Below are 18,344 nucleotides of genomic sequence, written 5' to 3'. Positions count from 1 at the left end.
GCCCGTGGCCAGCCACCGCCCGGGGCGGCGAGCGCGGCCACGGGCCGGCGGCCTCCGGCGCGCTGGCCCGCCCCGTCGACGCGGTGCGGCCCGGCCGCTCAGGCGGGTGGGGCCGGCAGGTCGACGAGGTCGGCCAACGCCTCCTGGTGGCGGCCCGGCGTGCCGAGGGCGATCTCGTCGCTCTTGGCGCGCTTGAGGTACAGGTGCGCGGGGTGCTCCCAGGTCATGCCGATGCCGCCGTGCAGTTGGACGCACTCCTGCGCGGCGTGCACCGCGACGCGCGCGGCGTGGGCCTGGGCGACGGCCACGGCGACCGGCGCGTCCGGGGCGCCGGTGGCCAGGGCGTCCGCGGCGGCGCGGGCCGCCGCGCGGGCCGAGACCAGGTCGAGCCAGATCCGGGCCATCCGGTGCTTGAGCGCCTGGAAGGAGCCGACCGGGCGGCCGAACTGGTGCCGTCCCCCGGTGTGGCGCACGGTCTCGGCCAGGCACCACTCGGCGAGCCCGAGTTGCTCGGAGGCCAGCAGCCCGGCCCCGGCCCGCAGCGCCCGGCCGATCGCCGCGTCGGCCGTGGCGGGCCCGGCGACGCGGCGGGCCGGCGTGCCGTCCAGGCCGACCCGGGCGAGCGGGCGCGTCGGGTCCAGCGCGGTGGTCGGCTCCAGGCGCAGCCCCGACGAGCCGGCGGCGCCGGCGTCCACCGCGTAGAGCCCCGCGCCCGCCGGGCCACGCGCCGGGACCAGCAGCACGTCGGCGGCGAGCGCGTCGGCGACGCTGGTGACCTCGCCGGTGAGGGCGGCGCGCGCGTCGGCGCGCACGGCGGTGTCGGCGCATGCGGCGGTGACGGCGCGCACGGCGGTGGAGTGTGGCGTCCCGAGGGCGCTGGACAGCGGCACGGCGAGCACCCCGATCCGCTCCCCCGTGGCGAGCGCCGCGAGCAGTTCGGCGGCCACCGCGACCTCGGGCTCCTCGGCATCCTCGGGCCGGCCAGCGGGCCGGGTCGCTGCCCGGGGCGTGGCGTCGGCGCGCGGGCCCGGCACGGCGGCGGGCTCGTGGGTCGCGCCCCCCGGGGCCGGCCCCGACGCAGGCCAGCAGGGCTTCGGTGGCGATGACGGCGCTGGTCAGGTACGGCACCGGGGCCACCGCGCGGCCCAACTCCTCCAGGACGACGGCGGCTTCCCGGGCACCGGCACCCTGCCCGCCGAGCGCGTCCGGGACCAGGAGACCGGCCAGGCCCAGGTCGGTGGCGAGGATCTGCCAGAGCCCGGCGTCGTACGCGCGGCCCGCGTCGATGTGCGCGAGCACGGTCGCGGGTGGCAGCCGGTCGGCGAGCAGCGCCCGCACGGCGGACCGCAGGTCCTCCTCGTGCTCGCGGTAGAGCAGGTCGGGGGCGGTCGGGGCGGTGGCCGGCCGGGGTGACGTCGGGGCCGGGTCCTGGTGCGTCATCGGGGGAGGTCCTTCCAGGCGGCGTCCTTGTCGGCGCGCGGCTCGGGCGGCAGGCCGAGCACGCGTTCGGCGATGATGTTGAGCAGGATCTCGGAGGTGCCGCCCTCGATGGAGTTGCCCCTGGCCCGCAGGTAGCGGTAGCCGGCCTCGCGCGCCGTGAAGTCGACGAGGTCGGGCCGGCGCATGGTCCAGTCGTCGTACGCCAGGCCCGCCTCGCCCATGAGCTCCACCTCCAGGCCGCTGATCTCCTGGTTCAGCCGGGCGAAGGCCAGCTTCATGGCCGACCCTTCGGGGCCCGGCTGGCCGACGGCGAGTTGCTGGCCCAGCCGCTGCCCGGCGTACCGGGCGGCCTCGGCCTCCACCCACAGCCGCAGCAGGCGCTGGTGCAGGTCGTGCGTGCGCAGTTCGGGGTGGTCGCGCCAGGCGCGCGCGGCGACGCCGATCATGCCGTGCTCGCGGGGCACGCTGCCGCCGCCGATGGCCACCCGCTCGTTCATCAGCGTGGTCCGCGCCACCCGCCAGCCCTCGCCCACGTCGCCGAGGCGCCGGTCGTCGGGGATGCGCACGCCGGTGAGGAAGACCTCGTTGAACTCGGCCTCGCCGGTGAGTTGGCGTAGCGGGCGCACCTCGACGCCGGGGTCGGTCATGTCGCAGACGAAGTAGGTGATGCCGCGGTGCTTGGGGAGGTTCGGGTCGGTGCGGGCGATGAGGATGGCCCAGCGCGCGAGGTGGGCCTGGGACGTCCACACCTTCTGCCCGTCCACGAGCCACTCCCCCGCCCGCGCGCCGTCCGCGCCCGCCGGGGCACACTGGTCGGTGCCCTGGTCGGTGCCCCGGGCGGGGACGTGGACCGCGCGGGTGCCGAGCGCGGCGAGGTCGGAGCCGGCGCCGGGTTCGCTGAAGAGTTGGCACCACACCTCCTCGCCGGTCCACAGCGGGCGCAGCAGCCGGTGCTTCTGCTCCTCGGTGCCGTAGCGCAGGATGGTCGGGGCGGCCATGCCGAGGCCGATGCCGATGCGGCGCGGGTCGTTGTCGGGGGCGCCGGCGGCGGCGAGTTCGGCGGTGACCAGGCTCTGCAGCGCGCGCGGCGCGCCGAGGCCGCCGAGCCCGACCGGATAGTGCACCCAGGCGAGGCCGGCGTCGAACTGGGCCCGGAGGAAGTCGATCCGCGCGGTGGTGGCCGGGTCGTGCGTGGCGAGCAACCGGCGCACCGCGCGCCGGACTTCGGCCACCCCTACCGGCTGGGGCGAGGTGGCGTGTGGGGTGTCGGGGCTGGCCCCCGCGGGGCTCATCGGGTCCGCGCCAGGTCGCGAACCGGAACGCCGCGAACCGCTGCGTGGACGACCTGGCGCAGTGCCGGACCGGCCGGGCTGCGGCCCGCACACGGGGGCGCGGCGGGCCGGTCGGGGCGCGCGGCCCGCGGCGCTGGCAGTGCCGCGCGCGACTCGGGGAACGTCCCTGGTGTCGTACCGCGGCGCGGATCGCCGCTCTCGTACACCCGCCGTGCTCGCATGCGCTGGCCTCCCGCGATCGGTCGATGGGCGGGCGGGCGCGAGGGCCCGCCCGAGCGCAGACTAACCAGTCGGTACGCCTGGGGAACAGCGCCCCGTCGCGGCGGACGCGGCGCGACTTCCCCACCGGCCCCGCGCGACCCCGGCCGTGCGCGCCGTCGCCGACACGGGGCCTGGCCCGGTGGCCAACAGGCGGTGACCTGGTATGTGTTCGGCGCTCCGGGTCGGTCAGCGGACGCGGTCGGCCGGCGCGCGCGGCGGCGCCCCGGGGCGCGGTGTGAGGAGGGCGCGCGGGGTAGCGAAACGGCGGGCGAATGCCCTCTTGTAGCGGTTCGGCGGCGGCCCTACGCTGTGGCGCGCCGAACACCCGTCCACGGGTGCAGCGAGAGGAACGCTATGTCCGTACGTGGTCGCCATCGCCGTCATCAGCCCAACCGGGTCTCCCGTGCCTCGCTCACCGTCACCGCCAGCGGCGCGGGCATGGCCCTGCCGCTCGTCGCGGCGGCCGGAGCGAGCGCCGCCACCCAGGAAGCCTGGGACAAGGTGGCCCGATGTGAGAGCACCAACAACTGGGACATCAACACGGGCAACGGCTATTACGGCGGGCTCCAGTTCTCGCAGAGCACTTGGCAGGAGTACGGCGGCGCGGCCTACGCGCCCCGCGCCGACCTGGCCACGCGGGAACAGCAGATAGCGGTCGCCGAGAAGGTGTTGGCCGCCCAGGGCCCGCGGGCCTGGCCCAACTGCTCCGGCTCCGTTCTGACGCGGGGCGACGCGCAGCCCCAGGCCAAGGCCGCCCCCGCGACGACGGGGCAGGTCACGACGGCGGCAAGTCAGCAGCGCAAGGTCGAGACGACCCCCACCTCGCTGCCCGGCCGCGGCCCCAAGGCGGGGCCGTACGTGGTGGTGAGCGGCGACACGCTCTCGGGAATCGCCGACGAGCACGACGTGCGCGGGGGTTGGCGGGGGCTGTACGAGGCCAACCGGCCTACCATCGGCCAGGACCCGAACCTGATCCTGCCGGGCCAGCGGCTGTCCCTGAAGGGTGGCTCGGCCGCGCCGGCCCAACCCAAGCGCCCGCAGGCCAAGACGCCGCCCACGGCGCGGCCGAAGCCCGCGCCGAAGGCACCCGAGCGGCCCTCGGTGAAGCCGCGCCCCAAGGACGACAGTCGCCAGCAGGTGAGCAAACCAGCGCCCAAGCCCACCCAGAAGCCGGCGCCCAAGCCACGGCACACGCCGGAGCGCGTACCGGAGCAGCGGAAGCGGCCGGCCCCCGCGACCGGCGGCTACACCGCGCCGGTCAGCGGCGTGGGCGTCACCACCGGGTATCGGGTAGCCGGTTCGAGCTGGTCCCGTGGCTACCACACGGGCGTGGACTTCCCGGTTTCGATCGGCACCTCGGTCAGGGCGGTCGGCCCGGGCACCGTCGTCTCCTCCGGTTGGGGCGACGCGTACGGGTACCAGGTCGTGATCCGGCACGCGGACGGCAGATACAGCCAGTACGCCCACCTGTCGCAGATCGTGGTGCGCGAGGGGCAGCCCGTCAGCGGCGGGCAGCGCATCGGTCGTTCCGGCTCCACCGGCAACAGCACCGGCCCGCACCTGCACTTCGAGATCCGCACCGGGCCCGGCTACGGCTCGGACATCAACCCGGTGGCCTACCTCAGGGCACACGGCGTCAACATCTAGGCGGCGCGCTGTTTCCCGGCCCGGGTCCGCACGGCACGTCGGACCCGGGCCGAACGCCGCCTCCGACCGCATCGCCCACGCCGCCTGCCATCGGTCACTGTCAGTGGTCGCCGTTACGGTGGGCGGGTGACCAGATACCTGGCGCTGTCGCGCGGCATCAGCGTGGGTGAGCATCGCCGCGTGCCCATGCCCACCCCGCGGGAGTCGCTCGCTGACCTGGGGTGCGCGGAGGTGCGCGCGTATCCGCGGAGCGGCAACGCGGTGTTCGTGCCGCCTGCGGGCGGCGCGGGCCCGGCCGCGTGGGGCGAGGCACTGGAGCGGGCCATCGCCGAGCGGCTGTCGCTCGATGTGCGCGTGCTGGTCCTGGAGGGCGCCGAACCGTGCCGCGTCGCCGCGCGCATTCCCTTCTCCGGCCGCGACATCGACCCCGCCCGGCTGCTGGTCACCCTCCTCTCCGGCCCGGTGGACCACGCGCGGCTGGCCGGCCTCGACCCGGCCGCGTACGCACCGGACCAGTTCCACGTCGGCGAGCGCGAGGCCCACGTGCACTACCCGGGCGGGGTGCGGCAGTCCAGGCTCACCCAGGCGCTGTGGGAGAAGCGGCCGGGCCTGTTCGGCACCGCCCGCGACGGGAACACGGTGCGCGCGCTCGCCGCGATGGTGACCGTGGACGAGCCGCGATGAGCGAGCCCGCCGCGCGGTCACTCGCCCACGATGACCCGCTGCTGCGCTACCGGGGCGCGGTCTCCCTGGAGCGCACCCCGCGGTGGACCGCGCCCTGGCGGCTGCCGTACGAGGAGGCCGCGCTGCACCTGCCGGAGGGCGGGGTCGGGCGGGCCGCGATGCCGGCGGGGGTGCGCGTCACACTCCGCACCGACAGCCCCTGGCTGCACTGCCGCTACCAGGCCGACCCGGCGCCACGGCTGGCGGGCCCGCCCGAGCGAGCCCGCCTGGACGTGCTGCGCGACGGCCGACCCGTGGCGTCGGTGGCGCTGGAGACGCACGGTGGGGACGCGGAGTTCCGCGTGTCGGGGCTGACAGCGCGGCCCGGACCCACCCGGGGCGCGCCGGTCGGGCCGCTGCCGGTCGTGGAGTTGTGGCTGCCTTACTACCACCGGTTCCGGCTGCGCGGCCTCACCCTCGCCGCGGGCGCGACGGTGGCGGCCGACCCGCCCGGCGACCGGCCGCGCTGGGTGCACTACGGCAGCTCCATATCGCTGGGCCGCGGCGCGCACTCGCCCAGTCGGACCTGGCCGGCGCTGGTGGCGCGGCGGGCCGGCTGGGACCTGACCTCGTTGGCGCTGGGAGCGGGATGTTACCTCCAGCCGATGACCGCACGGCTGATGCGCGACCTGCCAGCGGAGTTGCTCACCGTGTGCGTCGGCATCAACGTCCACACCCTCGGCACGCACAGCGGCGCGTCGCTGACGGCCGCCCTGATCGGCTTCGTGCGCACCGTGCGCGACGGCCATCCGGACACGCCGTTCGGCGTGATGTCCACCATCGTCGCCCCCGAGCGCGAGGAGGTGGCCGGGCCGTCGGGCCTGACGGTGCGGGAGAGCCGCGAGCGGGTGCGGCAGGCGGTGCGGATGCTGCGCGAGCACGGCGACAGCCGGCTGCACTACCTGCACGGGCCGCGGGTGTTCGGGCCGAGCTGTGTGCCGCTGCTGCTCGAACCGGAGGGCACGGATCGGCTGCATCCGTCGCCGGCCGGCCATCCGGTCTTCGCCGGGCGGTTCCTGACCCTGCTGCGCCGCACGTCGTGCGTGCCGGAGCCGGCGAGGCCACCCGCCCCCGGGACCGTCCCGGCGGACCGCGCGGGAGGCGTCCCCGCGGCCAGGGCGGAGCGCGTCCCCTACACGAGGAAGACGAGAAAGGTGGAGACATGAGCGAGGCGGAACGGATCGCCGGCACCCTGTGGCCCCTCATCGAGCCGCTGCACGCCGTGAGCTACTTCGCGCCCGACGCGCACGCCGGGTTCGACGCCGCCGGTCTGCGGGGCTTTTGGCCGGGCTACTTCGCGGGCCGGGCGGCCCCGCTCGGCGCGGTGGGGCCCGAGCCGATCACGGCCGCGTTCTTCACCTTCGCGCCGACCATGGTGGCCAGGGCGTTGCCCGCGGTGTGGCAGACGGCTCCGCCACGGCGGGCGCTGGAGCTGCGGCAGGCCGGTGCGGTCACGGCGCTGCGACGCCTGCTGGCCGGGCAGGAGGCGGCGGCCGAGCGGGCGGCCGGCCAGCTCGTCGAGGTGGCGGCCCGGCTCGACTGCGCGGGGCGCGTGCTGGCCGCCGCGAACACCGCGCTGCCGCTGCCGGACGACCCGTTGGCCCGGCTCTGGCACGCGGCGACGCTGCTGCGCGAGCACCGGGGCGACGGGCACGTGGCGGCGCTGGTGGCGGCGGGGTTGGACGGCTGTGAGGTGCTCGTCCTGCGCGCGGGGGCCGACCTGCCGCGCTCCGAGCTGCAGCCGTACCGGGGCTGGACCGACGAGGAGTGGGCCGCGGCGGCCGAGCGGCTGGGCGGGCGCGGTCTGCTGACCGCGGCCGGCGCGACGACGGAGCGGGGCCGGCAGGCGCTGCGCGAGATCGAGCAGGCCACCAACCGGGCGGCCCAGCGCCCCTGGCAGGACCCGGGCGGCGCCGACCCCGAGCGGCTGATACCGCTGCTCACGCCCCTGGCCCGGGCGTGCGCGACCGCACTGCGGTTCCCCAACCCCATCGGCCTGCCCGCCCCCGACCAGACGTAAGCCCCGCCGTCACCGCCCGCCCGCCGGTCGTCGGCGGTGCGCGCGGGCGCGGACCGCCGACACGGGGGCCGGGCGCGGATCGTCCACCGCGCCCGGGGCCCGGGGCCCGGGGCCCGGGGCCCGCATGACAGATGTCATGCGGCCTCGTGACAGACCGCACTCCTACCGGGCCCGGCTCGCCGGAACCCTGGATCGCATGGAACCAGTCATCGAAACTGCGGACCTGCGGCGCCGCTACCGGGACTTCGAGGCCGTACGCGGCATCGACCTCACCGTCGCGCGCGGTGAGCTGTTCGCCCTCCTGGGCACCAACGGTACCGGGAAGACCTCCACCCTCGAACTCCTGGAGGGGCAGGCCGCCCCCGCCACCGGGTCCGTCCGCGTGCTCGGCCACGACCCGTACCGCGAACGCGCCGCCGTCCGGCCCCGCATCGGCGTGATGCTTCAGGAGGGCGGATTCCCGACGGAGTTGACGGTCGCGGAGACGGCGCGGATGTGGGCGGGTTGCACCAGCGGCGCCCGCCCCGTGGACGAGGCACTGGAGGCCGTGCGCCTGGCGGGGCGCGAGAAGGTACGGGTCAGGCAGCTCTCCGGTGGCGAGCGCCGTCGCCTGGACCTCGCGCTCGCCCTGCTGGGGCGGCCGGAGGTGCTGTTCCTCGACGAGCCGACGACCGGCTTGGACGCGCAGTCCCGCCGCGACACCTGGGAGCTGATCCGCGGGCTGACGGAGCAGGGCACGACGGTGCTGCTCACCACGCACTACCTGGAGGAGGCGGAACAACTGGCCGACCGGCTGGCGATCATGCACGAGGGGGTGATCGCCACCTCGGGCCGGGTGTCCGACGTGGTCGCCGAGCGGCCCGCGCGGATCAGCTTCGAACTGCCCCCTGACCGCTTCCTGGGCGAGCTGCCGCCGCTCGCGCCACTGGGCGTGACCGGGCATGAGTCGGCCGGTCCGAGGGTCCACCTGGAGACCGTCGACCTGCAGCGCACGGCGACGGCACTGCTGTCGTGGGCTCGGGACGAGGGCGTGGAGCTGCGCGGTCTTGACGCCCGCTCGGCGACGCTGGAGGAGGCGTTCATGGAGATCGCGCGCGGCCTGGAGAGCGAGGGAGCACGGTGCTGACGCCAGCGACACGCACCGCCCCGACGCCCCCGCGCCCGGCCGCGCCCGCGCGGGGCTCCGCCACGGCCCGTATGGCCGCCCTCGGTCGGGCCGAGCTGACGCTGCTGCTGCGCAGCAAGGCGTCCCTGGTGACCGTGGTGTTCCTGCCCAGCACGGCGGCCTTCGCGATGCGCGGCATGGTCGACAGGCTGGACCTCGGCGGCACCGGCCTGTCGGTGGCCACCGTCATGCTGCCCGCCGCGCTGGCGATGGCGCTGCTCTTCGCCGTCTACACGAACCTGGTCGGCGTGTACGTCGTGCGCCGCGAGGGCCTGGTGCTCAAGCGGCTGCGCACCGGCGAGCTGCGCGACGGGGAGATCCTCGTCGGCAGCGCGCTGCCGGCGCTCTGGCTGGCGCTGGCGCAGTCCGCGCTGCTGGGGGCCGGGATGACCGTGTTCCTGGACGCGCGTGCGCCAGTCGCCTGGCACCTGGTGGTGCTCGGCCTGGTCATCGGGATGGCGATGCTGGTCGTCGGGGCGGCGCTGACGGCGGCGTTCACCCGGACGGCGGAGAGCGCGCAGGTGACGTACCTGCCGTTCCTGTTGCTGACCATGGGCGGCTCGGGGGTCTTCGCGCCGCGCGGGCTGTTGCCGGGCCCGGTGGCCGACGTCGCCGGCTGGCTGCCGTTCTCGCCGGTGATGGACCTGCTGCGAGGTGGCTGGACCGGCGACCTGGGCGGCGTCGAGCAGGTCCGGGCGGTCGGCCTCGCCTTGGTGTGGACGGGCCTGGCGGTGTTTGCTGTGCGTCGGTGGTTCCGCTGGGGGTCACGGAGTTGAGGACGGCGAGCGAGGTGACGGTGCCGGGAAGCCTGAACGTGGACGCGTGGGTGGAGCGGTTCGGGGGCCCGGGAGGGCCCGAGCGCTACCGTCGCTACACGCTCTCCAGCATCACCTTCCTCGCCCTCTTCGAGGCCGGGCTGTGGGCGTTCTGGCTCGCGACGTCGGACGCCGGCGGGCGCTGGCTGGCCCTGGTGGCGGCGCTGGGCGCGGCCCACGTCGCCGTCCACGCGCTGCTCACCCGGGCGGCCCTGCGCCACTATCTCGGCGCGGCCCCGCGCCCGGACCCGCTCGTCGGGCTGTACACCGCGATCACCCTCGCCATGGCCGGCCTGGGCTGCGCGCTGCTGGCCGACGGCCGTATCGCGGGTAACGACCTGGAGTCGTACCTGCTGTGGCTGCTGATGTTCTACGCCGGCCCGCCGGCCCTGGCGCTCGCGCCGCGCACCAGCGTCGTGCTGGTCCCAGCGGTGGCGGTGATGACGATCGCAGGGGCGGCGGTGGCCGGGCTGAGCGGCCGGCCGCTGGTCCTGGTGGCCGGCGCCAGCCTGCTCCTGGTGCCGTTCATGGCGGTGACGCTCCGCGCCTCGGGCGGGGGCGTCCACCTCATCGAGAAGCTGGTCGCGGCCCGGGAGACGCAGGCCCGCCTCGCCGTGGCCGAGGAGCGGCTGCGCTTCGGCCGCGACCTGCACGACGTGCTCGGCCGCAACCTCGCCGTGGTCGCGCTCAAGAGCGAGCTCGCGGCCCAACTGGCGCGCCGGGGAAGGGAGGAGGCGGTGGAACAGATGGAGGAGGTGCAGCGCATCGCGCGGGAGTCGCAGCGCGAGATCCGCGCGGTGGTGCGTGGTTACCGAACCGCCGACCTGCACACCGAGCTGGCCGGCGCCCGCTCCGTACTCGAAGCGGCCGGGATCGACTGCCGGATCGAGGACGGCCCGGCGGCGCGGCTGCCCACCGAGGTGCAGTCGGCGCTGGGTTGGGTGGTGCGCGAGGGGACGACGAACGTGCTCCGGCACGCGTCCGGTGCCTCGCACTGCGAGTTGTCGGTGCGCGCGACGCCGGCGCGTTCGGCGGTGCTGGTGATGGAGAACGACGGGGCGGGCGCCGGGCCCGCGGCCGGCGGCGCCGGCCTGCCCGGACTGCGCGAGCGCCTGGCCGAGTTGGACGGCGCGCTGTCCACGGAACGACGTCCGGGCGGCGTCTTCCGCCTGACCGCGAGCATCCCCTGGGAGGCGTCCGCGTGATCAGAATCCTGTTGGCGGACGACGAGCACCTCATCCGCGGCGCCCTGGCCGCCCTGCTCGCGCTGGAGGACGATATCGCCGTCGTGGCGGAGGCCGGCTCGGGCGACGAGGCCCTGGCCATGGCTCGCGCCCACCGCCCCGACGTGGCCGTCCTGGATCTGCGGATGCCCGGTCCAGACGGCGTCGCGGTGGCGGCGGAGCTGCGCGAGACGGTGCCGGAGTGCACGGCGATGATCGTCACCAGCCACGCCGGGGCCGGGGCGCTGCGGCAGGCGCTGGCCGCCGGGGTGCGCGGCTTCGTCCCCAAGACGGTCTCGGCGCGGCAACTGGCGGAGATCATCCGTACGGTGCGCGAGGGGGGTCGCTACGTCGACTCCGAGTTGGCGGCGGACGCCATCGCCGCCGGCGCGTCGCCGCTGAACGCGCGCGAGACGGAACTCCTGTCCCTGGCCGCGGACGGAGCGCCGGTCGCCGAGATCGCGACCCGGGCGGCGCTGTCTCCGGGCACGGTACGCAACTACCTGTCGGCCGCGGCGACCAAGCTCGGCGCGGAGAACCGCCACGTCGCGGCCCGCGTCGCCCGCGAGCGCGGCTGGCTGTAACGGGCGGGCCCATCGCGTACGCCTCGGTGCGGGTGTGAGCGCGGACGAGGCGGCGGGCCCTCACCGGGGCGCACCCGCGACCCACCGCGGGTCGCATCGCGGGCTGCCCCCGGCCCCGTTCCGGAGCACCGGTTCCTCTCGTCTAGCTTGCCCGAGGCCCGCGCCACGGCAGAGGGTGCGACCGCTGGAGGATCGTGCGGGACGGCGTTTCCGATGGGTTGTTCACCAGCATGGCGCACGACACGCATCCGGTGGACCTGATGTGTCTCTACCGCGACTGGCTCGATGTCGTCGAGGGCGCCTCGGCCGAGGCGCGGGCGTACCGGTGGTACGTGGCGAGGCTGCGCGGTCCCCTTCCCCTACGAGTGGGGCAACCCGTCCGCCCCGCGTTCGGCACGAGGACACAGCGGCGCTCTGTGCGCTGACCGTCGGTGTCCACGAGGTGCCCTCGACGGTGGCACCTCTCCCTCGTACCCCGGCCCCACCCGTCAGACGTGGAGGTCAGGCGGGAAGCCGGTCCAGCGGAGCTGCGCGGGAAGGTGCCCCGTGTCGTTGTAGAACAGCACGGAAGCGGGTCTGTCCGGCGCGTACCGGATGACGGTCAGTGCGGCGTTGGCGTGGTTGAGGCCCATCCAGCGCCACGGGGGCGCGTCGAGGGCGGCTCGTACGAGCCAGCCGATGAGGAAGTTGTGGGTGACGACCAGCTCGTGACGAGGCTCGTCCCCGTCGACGGGTGCGGCGAAGCGGGCGAGCGCCGCCTCGGCCAGCGCCGGTCCGCGCTCCCGCTCCTCGGCCGGGAACTGGGACAGGCGCGCGAGCATGGCGTCGGCCGACTCCGCCGGTAGTTCCGCGCGCTGCGGCAGGTGGGGGACGTAGTCCCCGGCCAGTTCCGACGAGCGGACGGGCACGCCGTCGAGTTGCTCGCAGACCAGTCGGGCCGTCTGCTCCGCTCGTGCGAGTGGACCGTGCAGGACCAGCGAGAGCGGGCTGCGCCGAAGTCGCTCACCGAGGAGTACGGCCTGTCGGCGTCCGTTGACCGTCAGCTCGCTCTCGTCCGGCGTGGCTTCCCCGTGCCGCGCGAGGTAGAGATAGCGGGCAGCTCTTCCGGTCATGGGCCGAGTCCTCCGTGAGCGGTCACGATCTTGCGAATGCCTGGACGGACGCTGACACGCGCGGCGTGGTTCCGTCGTCGGCGAAGGCGGAGGGCCCAGATCGGTGTCGAGGTCTGTGGCTGACGGGCGACCGCCGGGTGTTCCAGCCGACGCGCGGAGCGCCACACTCCACGCGGTGGCACGCGCCGCCTCCCGCCCAGTGAAGGGACCTCGTCATGTCGATCACCAAGCCCCGCCTTCGGCTCGCCGCCCTGGCCAGCGCGGCCGTCCTCGCGCTGGGCGCGCCCGTCGCCTACGCCACGCGCGACGACGGCTCCGCGTCACCGGCGACCGGCGCCGCGACGGCACACCGTGGCGCGGCGTACGTGGAGACCCGGCTCTTCTTCGGCACCGCCCGGGCCGACGGGGGCGCGCCCGTCACCGACCGGCAGTTCCGCGCCTTCGTGGACCGTAGGATCACGCCGCGCTTCCCGGCCGGGCTCACCCTCCAGGAGGGCCGCGGACAGTGGCGGGACCGGCACGGCACCATCCAGCGCGAACGCTCCTACGAGCTGATCCTGCTCTACCCCAGGTCCCAGGCCAGCGCCCAGGACGGCCCGATCGAGGACATCCGCACCGCGTACGAGCGCGAGTTCGAACAGGAGTCAGTGGCCCGGGCGGACGAGGCGACCTGGGTGGACTTCTAGGGTCCTCGACCCGGGACGTCCGGGCCGCCGGGGCGGGGTCGGGACAGCCGGTCGACTCGGGGCTTCGACTCAAGGGCTGTGTCCGCCTCGCTTCGGCTGGTTCTGGCCGGCTGCGCGCGCGTGGCGTCGGCCTCCGGGCTCGATGGCGACCGGCTGTACGCCTGGAGCCAGGTGATCGCCCCGTTCGCGGCCATCGCCCACCTCGGCGGCGGCGGTGGGAATCCGGTGGCGATCGACGAACTGCTCGCACTGGCCCGGTAAGCGCGCCTAGCACCCGCGACCGCCTCGCGTTCCGCGCTCCCCCGAGCGCGGAACCACCCCCGCTGAGACTGCTCGACCTCCGGCGATGGTGACCCCGGCCGGGGGCGCCTCAGTCCACCCGGTCGAGCACCGTCGTGCGGAACTCCTCCTCGAAGGCGGCGTACGCCTCGCGGAGCGCGTCGCCCGGCCAGTGGTCGGGCAGCAGGGGTGTCGGGAGGACCGGGTCGGTGAGCAGGTGGCGGAGGATGGCCGCCGCTACCGCGAAGCGGTCGGCCAGCCGGTCGGTCTCGGCCAGCGTGGAAAGGAGCCAACGGGCCTGTCGCGCCCAGGCGTCCAGGTCCCACAGGCGGGCGGCGAGCGGGGCCGGGGCGTCCTCGGGGGTGCCGGTGAGCCAGGCGCACTGGTCGGCCGCGGCGGGTGGGCGGGGGCGCTCCAGGTTGGCGGGGCGCAGCCAGCTTCCCTCGCGCAGTTCGGCCAGCCGCAGGGTGGCCATCGCCTGCCGCAGCGCGGCGCGCTCGGCCGCGGAGCGTCGCTCCCCGGTGACCAGGGCGATCTCCCACTCGCCGGCCCAGGGGCGCAGCCGTGGGGCGCGGCTGTCGTCCTGCCGGGCCTGTCGGGCGAGCAGCCGTGCCGACAGCCGGTAGGTCCCGTCGCGCTGCTGGAGGTCGCCCGCGGCGACCATCCGCGTCAGGGCCACCCTGATGGTGCCCTCGGCGGTGCCGAAGACCTGCCCGGCGCGGACCAGGGCGCGCGCGGGCAGTTCGGCGGGGTGGTGGCCCAGCAGCGTGCTGAGCACGATCGACCGCGCGGTCAGCGGGCGCAGGGCCGGCCGGTCCGCTTCGCGCGTCGGCCCGCCCGTGCCGCTGTCGTGGCCGCGCTCGACCGCGCCGTGCCCCACCTGGTCCATGTCCTCACCCATCCCGTCCGTACCCGCCAGGCCGCGACCGCCTCGCCCCGCGGCACGCGCCCGAGGAGATTCGACCAGAAACCGCCGCCCGCACCCCGTGCGTTACAGATCTGCGTCACGCATCATGGAAGTGTAAGGGATTCGGTCGCGCCGCCCGGAGGTCACTGTGAGCCCCACCCATGAAGTCCTCAACCAGCCCCCGCCGCTGACGGATTTCAGCACCGCCGACGAGGTGGCCCTGTTCGACGCGGTGCACCGGGAGGGCGGCGGGTGGGCCGAGCCGGAGTTGCGCGCGCTGGGCGCGCGGGCCGGGTCCGCCGAGGTTCTGGAGTGGGCGCGGCAGGCCGAGACGTACCCGCCGGTGCTGCGCACCCATGACCGGTACGGGCACCGGGTGGACGAGGTCGAGTTCCACCCGGCCTGGCACCACCTGATGACCGAGGCGGTCGCCTCCGGCCAGCACGCGGTGGCGTGGACCGACCAGCGACCGGGCGCCCACCTGGTGCGGGCCGCGAAGTTCTACCTGTGGGCGCAGGCCGAGCCGGGCCACGGCTGCCCGATCTCCATGACGTACGCGGCGATCCCCGCGCTGCGCGCCGAGCCCGGGCTGTCCGCCACGTACGGGCCGCTGCTCGCCTCGACCACGTACGACTTCGGGCTGCGCCCGCCGCTGGGCAAGCGGGGCCTGATCGCGGGCATGTCGATGACCGAGAAGCAGGGAGGCTCCGACGTCCGACAGGGCACCACGACGGCCACGCCGACGGGCGACGGCACGTACGTGATCACGGGGCACAAGTGGTTCACCTCCGCGCCCATGAGCGATGTGTTCCTCACCCTGGCGCAGGCGCCCGAGGGGCTGACGTGTTTCCTGTTGCCTCGGGTGCTGCCCGACGGCAGCCGCAACCCGCTGCGTCTGCAGCGGCTCAAGGACAAGTTGGGCAACCGTTCCAACGCGTCGGCCGAGATCGAGTACGAGCAGGCCGTCGGCTGGCCGGTGGGCGAGCCCGGGCGCGGGGTGCGCACCATTGTGGAGATGGTCAACGTCACCCGGCTCGACTGCGTCATCGCCTCGGCCGCCGGAATGCGTTCGGGGTTGCGGCAGGCCGTGCATCACGCGGCGCACCGGCGGGCGTTCGGCGCCGAGTTGATCGACCAGCCGTTGATGCGGCACGTGCTCGCCGACCTCGCGATCGAGTCGGAGGCCGCCACGGTGCTGGCCATGCGGCTGGCCGCCGCCCTTGACCGGGCGGAGGCCGGCGACGAGCGGGAGGGTGCGCTGCGCCGGGTGGGGCTCGCGGCCGGCAAGTACTGGGTGTGCAAGCGCGGCAGCAGCCACGCGGCGGAGGCGCTGGAGTGCCTGGGCGGCAACGGGTACGTCGAGGAGTCCGGCATGCCACGGCTCTACCGCGAGGCCCCGCTGCTGTCGATCTGGGAGGGCTCGGGCAACGTGGCCGCCCTCGACCTGCTGCGGGCGCTGGCGAAGACACCGGGCGCCGCGGACGCCTTCCTGGCTGAGGTGGACGCGGCGGCCGGCGCCGACGCGCGGCTCGACGCCGCGGTGACGCGCGTACGAGGGTTGCTCGGCCAACTCATCGATCCGGTACGGGCCCAGGTGCTGGCCCGACGGCTCGCCGAGCAGATGACGCTGGTGCTCCAGGGCGCGCTGCTGGTCCGGCACGGCGACCCGGCGGTGGCCGACGCGTTCTGCGCCTCGCGGCTCGACGGGGACTGGGGGCACGCTTTCGGCACGCTGCCGCTCGGCGCGGACACCCAGGCGATCATCGAGCGCGCCCTACCGAAGGGTGTTCGCTAGGCGCCGCGTGCGGGCGCGACGGCCCGGTCCCGGCTCCGCCGTCCTCAGGGCGGTCGGGGCCGGGCGGGTGCCCGTCGGGTCATCGGCGGCTGGTGAGGTGGGTCCAGCCCGCGGGTGGCGCCAGGAGCGTACGGGCGTGTGGCGCGCTCCGGCGCAACCGCACGCTGCCTTGGTAATCGCGCAGGATGAGGTAGCCGAGGTGCTCCAGCGCCTTGAGCGCGAAGCCGCTGGCTGGACACATCGCCTCCCCCTTGCCGAAGGGGAGGTAGGACTGTCGCTGCCTCTCGGTTGTCTCCTCCCAGCGCGTGGGGCGCATCGCCAACGGCTCGTCCCACACGGACCCGGCCCGGTGAATCGCGTGCGTGCCGATCAGCACGTGTTCGCCCGCGCGGACCGAGAGGCCGGCGAGTTCGTGGTTGACGGCCGCCACCCGGACCAGGCGCCATGCGGCGGGATACAGCCGCAGCGCCTCTCTGACCAGGGACCGGACATCTTCCGGGCGCACGGCTGGAGTGTTGTACCCGTACTGGACGCCGAGCAGGACGATCCATTCGAGGGCGACGCCGGTGAAGCCCACCGTGGACAGGACGAGTCGCTGGAGCAACTGCGCGCGGTCGGCCAGCGACAGTTCCCCCTCCAGTCCGAGCACGATGTCGACCAGATCCGTAGGGCTCGACTCCCGTGCCGGTAGCCGCCCGAGGTGTTCGGCCAAGCCGGCCCGTACGGCGGGCACCGTGTGGTGGGGCCTTCGCACGAGGTGACCGACGATGTCGTCGCCGATGACGCTCGCCGTCACATAGGCGTCCACCAGCGAGTTGATCTCGGTGTGGCGCTGGTCCGCGATGACGGGGGCGAAGTACCGGCGGATCAGTTCGACCCCCCACCGCTGGTGCCGCAGGCGACAACGGCCATCGCCCACCTGCTGGAGAGCGGCGTCGAGAGCGAAGGCCGACGGGCGCGCGTGGCGGGACAGCACCATGACGAGCTCGCGCGACACCCGTGCTCTCAACTCCGCCGAAAGAGGCGTCGGCCCGATACGGAAGAACCCGGACTGGGACAGGTAGTTGTCGGCCGAGTCGAGCAGCACCTCTCGGGCCGCGTCCGCATGGCCGATAAAGAGAGTTCCGAAGCGGAGCCTGAACGGCCGGTCGGTCTCGGCCGCCCTTTTCTCCCATCGCAGGAGGTGGGGCCAGAGGCTTTTCCTGTGCAAGAACACGGGGCCGGGTTCCCCTCTGCGCGGGCAGGAAAGTACGGTGCCACCCCCCTCCCCGTAGGGAAGGGGGTCAGGAGGTGCGGCCGTACCTGTCGCCGTACTGCTGCCGGCGTGCCCGCATCTCTCCGCTGAGCCCTCGCATGGCCTTGATGATCCAGGACATCGCCGTCCTCCTTGTGCGGTCGTCGCGAGGCGCGCCGACAGGGCCAGGTCTTCCGCGTCTTCCGCGGCGAGACCGGGGTGTTAGTCCTGTTGTCCGTATCCGAAGAAGTATCCGTGCCAGCAGGCACGCTTCTCACCGCTGAAAGCCCGGAGGCTGCTGACGATCCACGCCATCGTGGTTCTCCTTTCGGGTGGGCGCTCTCCGCTGGTCGGTTGGGCACCGAGACGGTGCCCATGACCTCGCGTGGCTGATCTCCTTGAACGATCAGCCCACCGGTGCGCGGACTCACCGCTGACGCGGCTTTCGAGGGGACGCTATCCACGGGACGGCGCGGGGACGACGGGCTAAACCGGCCAAAACAGCGGCACCACAACAGCCCCTGCCGCCCTCATGCGCCGCAGACCGCACACGCACACGTACGGGAACGGGAACGGGAACAGCGGACACGATCGGCTCCGGCTCCCCTCGCGCGGCGCCGCCACCGTTGGCCAACTCACTGCCCCGTCGCGAGAGGTGGACACGTCCGACTCGTAGGCCGTGAGACACGCCTTCACCTGGAAATTCGCCAGGATAGGTGAGACGAGCCAGCGCAAACCTTTCTGACGCCGATTCAGCACATCGGGGGAACCTGGAAACAGCTCGGCGCGGCATGTGAGTGACGCGCGCAGCATGGCGACGTGAATCGCAGACACTGGGCAACTCGGTTGGGCGTCGGCTGCGCGGCCGTCATCCTCGCTTCCTCCGAGGCGGCGGCTGCGCGAGGCGAGGGCGTCGTCGGGGACGCCCGTACGGTCGGCGCGCGGTCGACACCGACAGCGGCGCACGCCACCAGCGCGGAACCAGCGGGTGACGCCGCGACGAAGCCGCCCCTCGCGCCCCCGCGTCGCCACGCCCAGGCGTCCCCCCGGCCCGGCCAACGCCCGGGCCTCGGTCTCGACCTCGCCGTCGCCGACGGCGCCGTATCGGTGCACGCGCGCCATGGCGGCCTGTGCGTCGTCGTCACGGCCGGCGGCATCACG

The 18,344-nt window shown here is 74.8% G+C and carries 16 protein-coding genes and 1 pseudogene; 11 read left to right on the top strand and 6 right to left on the bottom strand.

The features are described from left to right. Positions 1-98: 98 nt before the first annotated feature. The 3 genes and pseudogenes from H7H31_RS32740 to H7H31_RS32730 form a co-directional block, all read right to left on the bottom strand. A complete protein-coding gene (locus H7H31_RS32740; protein WP_187061803.1) occupies positions 99-1,034 on the bottom strand; it encodes an acyl-CoA dehydrogenase family protein in 936 nt (311 codons plus the stop codon). A 43-nt stretch (positions 1,035-1,077) separates the two neighbouring features. Next, positions 1,078-1,440: pseudogene (locus tag H7H31_RS32735) on the bottom strand (acyl-CoA dehydrogenase family protein); the annotation flags it as partial. Beyond that, entirely contained in the window at positions 1,437-2,732 is a 1,296-nt protein-coding gene (locus tag H7H31_RS32730; protein ID WP_187061802.1) for an acyl-CoA dehydrogenase family protein, read from the bottom strand. The gene H7H31_RS32730 and the pseudogene H7H31_RS32735, both read right to left, overlap by 4 nt. Before the next feature lie 615 nt (positions 2,733-3,347). Here H7H31_RS32730 and H7H31_RS32725 point away from each other — a divergent pair. The 8 genes from H7H31_RS32725 to H7H31_RS32690 all read left to right on the top strand — a co-directional run bounded on the left by H7H31_RS32725 (position 3,348) and on the right by H7H31_RS32690 (position 11,170). Further along, the gene (locus tag H7H31_RS32725; RefSeq protein WP_187061801.1) at positions 3,348-4,640 is read left to right on the top strand and encodes a transglycosylase family protein; all 1,293 of its coding nucleotides are present in this window, start codon (positions 3,348-3,350) and stop codon (positions 4,638-4,640) included. A 126-nt stretch (positions 4,641-4,766) separates the two neighbouring features. Further along, entirely contained in the window at positions 4,767-5,324 is a 558-nt protein-coding gene (locus tag H7H31_RS32720) for a DUF1697 domain-containing protein (RefSeq protein WP_187061800.1), read from the top strand. Next, the gene (locus H7H31_RS32715; RefSeq protein ID WP_187061799.1) at positions 5,321-6,529 is read left to right on the top strand and encodes a GDSL-type esterase/lipase family protein; all 1,209 of its coding nucleotides are present in this window, start codon (positions 5,321-5,323) and stop codon (positions 6,527-6,529) included. Before H7H31_RS32720 ends, H7H31_RS32715 begins: the two co-directional genes overlap by 4 nt. Continuing rightward, positions 6,526-7,383: an SCO6745 family protein gene (locus H7H31_RS32710; protein WP_187061798.1), complete on the top strand. Its 858-nt coding sequence runs from the start codon at positions 6,526-6,528 to the stop codon at positions 7,381-7,383. Before H7H31_RS32715 ends, H7H31_RS32710 begins: the two co-directional genes overlap by 4 nt. A gap of 196 nt (positions 7,384-7,579) precedes the next feature. Then, positions 7,580-8,509 carry an ABC transporter ATP-binding protein gene (locus tag H7H31_RS32705; RefSeq protein ID WP_187060569.1) on the top strand — a complete coding sequence of 310 codons (930 nt, stop codon included), beginning with the start codon at positions 7,580-7,582 and terminating at the stop codon, positions 8,507-8,509. Beyond that, positions 8,503-9,324 carry an ABC transporter permease gene (locus H7H31_RS32700; RefSeq protein ID WP_332112650.1) on the top strand — a complete coding sequence of 274 codons (822 nt, stop codon included), beginning with the start codon at positions 8,503-8,505 and terminating at the stop codon, positions 9,322-9,324. Before H7H31_RS32705 ends, H7H31_RS32700 begins: the two co-directional genes overlap by 7 nt. A 14-nt stretch (positions 9,325-9,338) precedes the next feature. Beyond that, on the top strand, positions 9,339-10,568 hold the full coding sequence (locus H7H31_RS32695; protein WP_232110206.1) for a sensor histidine kinase: 1,230 nt from the start codon (positions 9,339-9,341) through the stop codon (positions 10,566-10,568). Beyond that, positions 10,565-11,170, top strand: coding sequence for a response regulator transcription factor (locus tag H7H31_RS32690; protein ID WP_187060567.1), 606 nt, complete (start codon positions 10,565-10,567; stop codon positions 11,168-11,170). The genes H7H31_RS32695 and H7H31_RS32690 overlap by 4 nt, the downstream gene beginning before the upstream one ends. Positions 11,171-11,658: 488 nt before the next feature. Here H7H31_RS32690 and H7H31_RS32685 read toward each other — a convergent pair whose 3' ends face one another. Further along, positions 11,659-12,282 carry a histidine phosphatase family protein gene (locus tag H7H31_RS32685; protein WP_187060566.1) on the bottom strand — a complete coding sequence of 208 codons (624 nt, stop codon included), beginning with the start codon at positions 12,280-12,282 and terminating at the stop codon, positions 11,659-11,661. 215 nt (positions 12,283-12,497) lie between these two features. Here H7H31_RS32685 and H7H31_RS32680 point away from each other — a divergent pair, with 215 nt between their 5' ends. Both H7H31_RS32680 and H7H31_RS32675 read left to right on the top strand, forming a co-directional pair. After that, complete coding sequence (locus tag H7H31_RS32680; protein ID WP_187060565.1) at positions 12,498-12,968, top strand: DUF3574 domain-containing protein; 471 nt, start codon at positions 12,498-12,500, stop codon at positions 12,966-12,968. Positions 12,969-13,046: 78 nt separating this feature from the next. Next, on the top strand, positions 13,047-13,229 hold the full coding sequence (locus H7H31_RS32675) for a hypothetical protein (RefSeq protein ID WP_232110205.1): 183 nt from the start codon (positions 13,047-13,049) through the stop codon (positions 13,227-13,229). 109 nt (positions 13,230-13,338) lie between these two features. On the opposite strand, the gene H7H31_RS32670 is transcribed toward H7H31_RS32675, so the two are convergent. Beyond that, positions 13,339-14,148, bottom strand: a complete 810-nt coding sequence (locus H7H31_RS32670) for a PaaX family transcriptional regulator C-terminal domain-containing protein (RefSeq protein WP_232110204.1) — start codon at positions 14,146-14,148, stop codon at positions 13,339-13,341. 154 nt (positions 14,149-14,302) lie between these two features. Here H7H31_RS32670 and H7H31_RS32665 point away from each other — a divergent pair, with 154 nt between their 5' ends. Then, entirely contained in the window at positions 14,303-15,949 is a 1,647-nt protein-coding gene (locus tag H7H31_RS32665) for an acyl-CoA dehydrogenase family protein (protein ID WP_187060264.1), read from the top strand. A gap of 79 nt (positions 15,950-16,028) precedes the next feature. On the opposite strand, the gene H7H31_RS32660 is transcribed toward H7H31_RS32665, so the two are convergent. Next, positions 16,029-17,036, bottom strand: coding sequence for a cytochrome P450 (locus tag H7H31_RS32660; RefSeq protein ID WP_232110203.1), 1,008 nt, complete (start codon positions 17,034-17,036; stop codon positions 16,029-16,031). Positions 17,037-18,344: the final 1,308 nt, after the last annotated feature.

This window comes from Streptomyces buecherae, from assembly GCF_014295035.1.
Classification (GTDB): Bacteria; Actinomycetota; Actinomycetes; order Streptomycetales; family Streptomycetaceae; genus Streptomyces; species Streptomyces youssoufiensis.
Note: the sequence above shows the minus strand (reverse complement) of the source record. Positions and strands in the feature narration are given on the sequence as shown.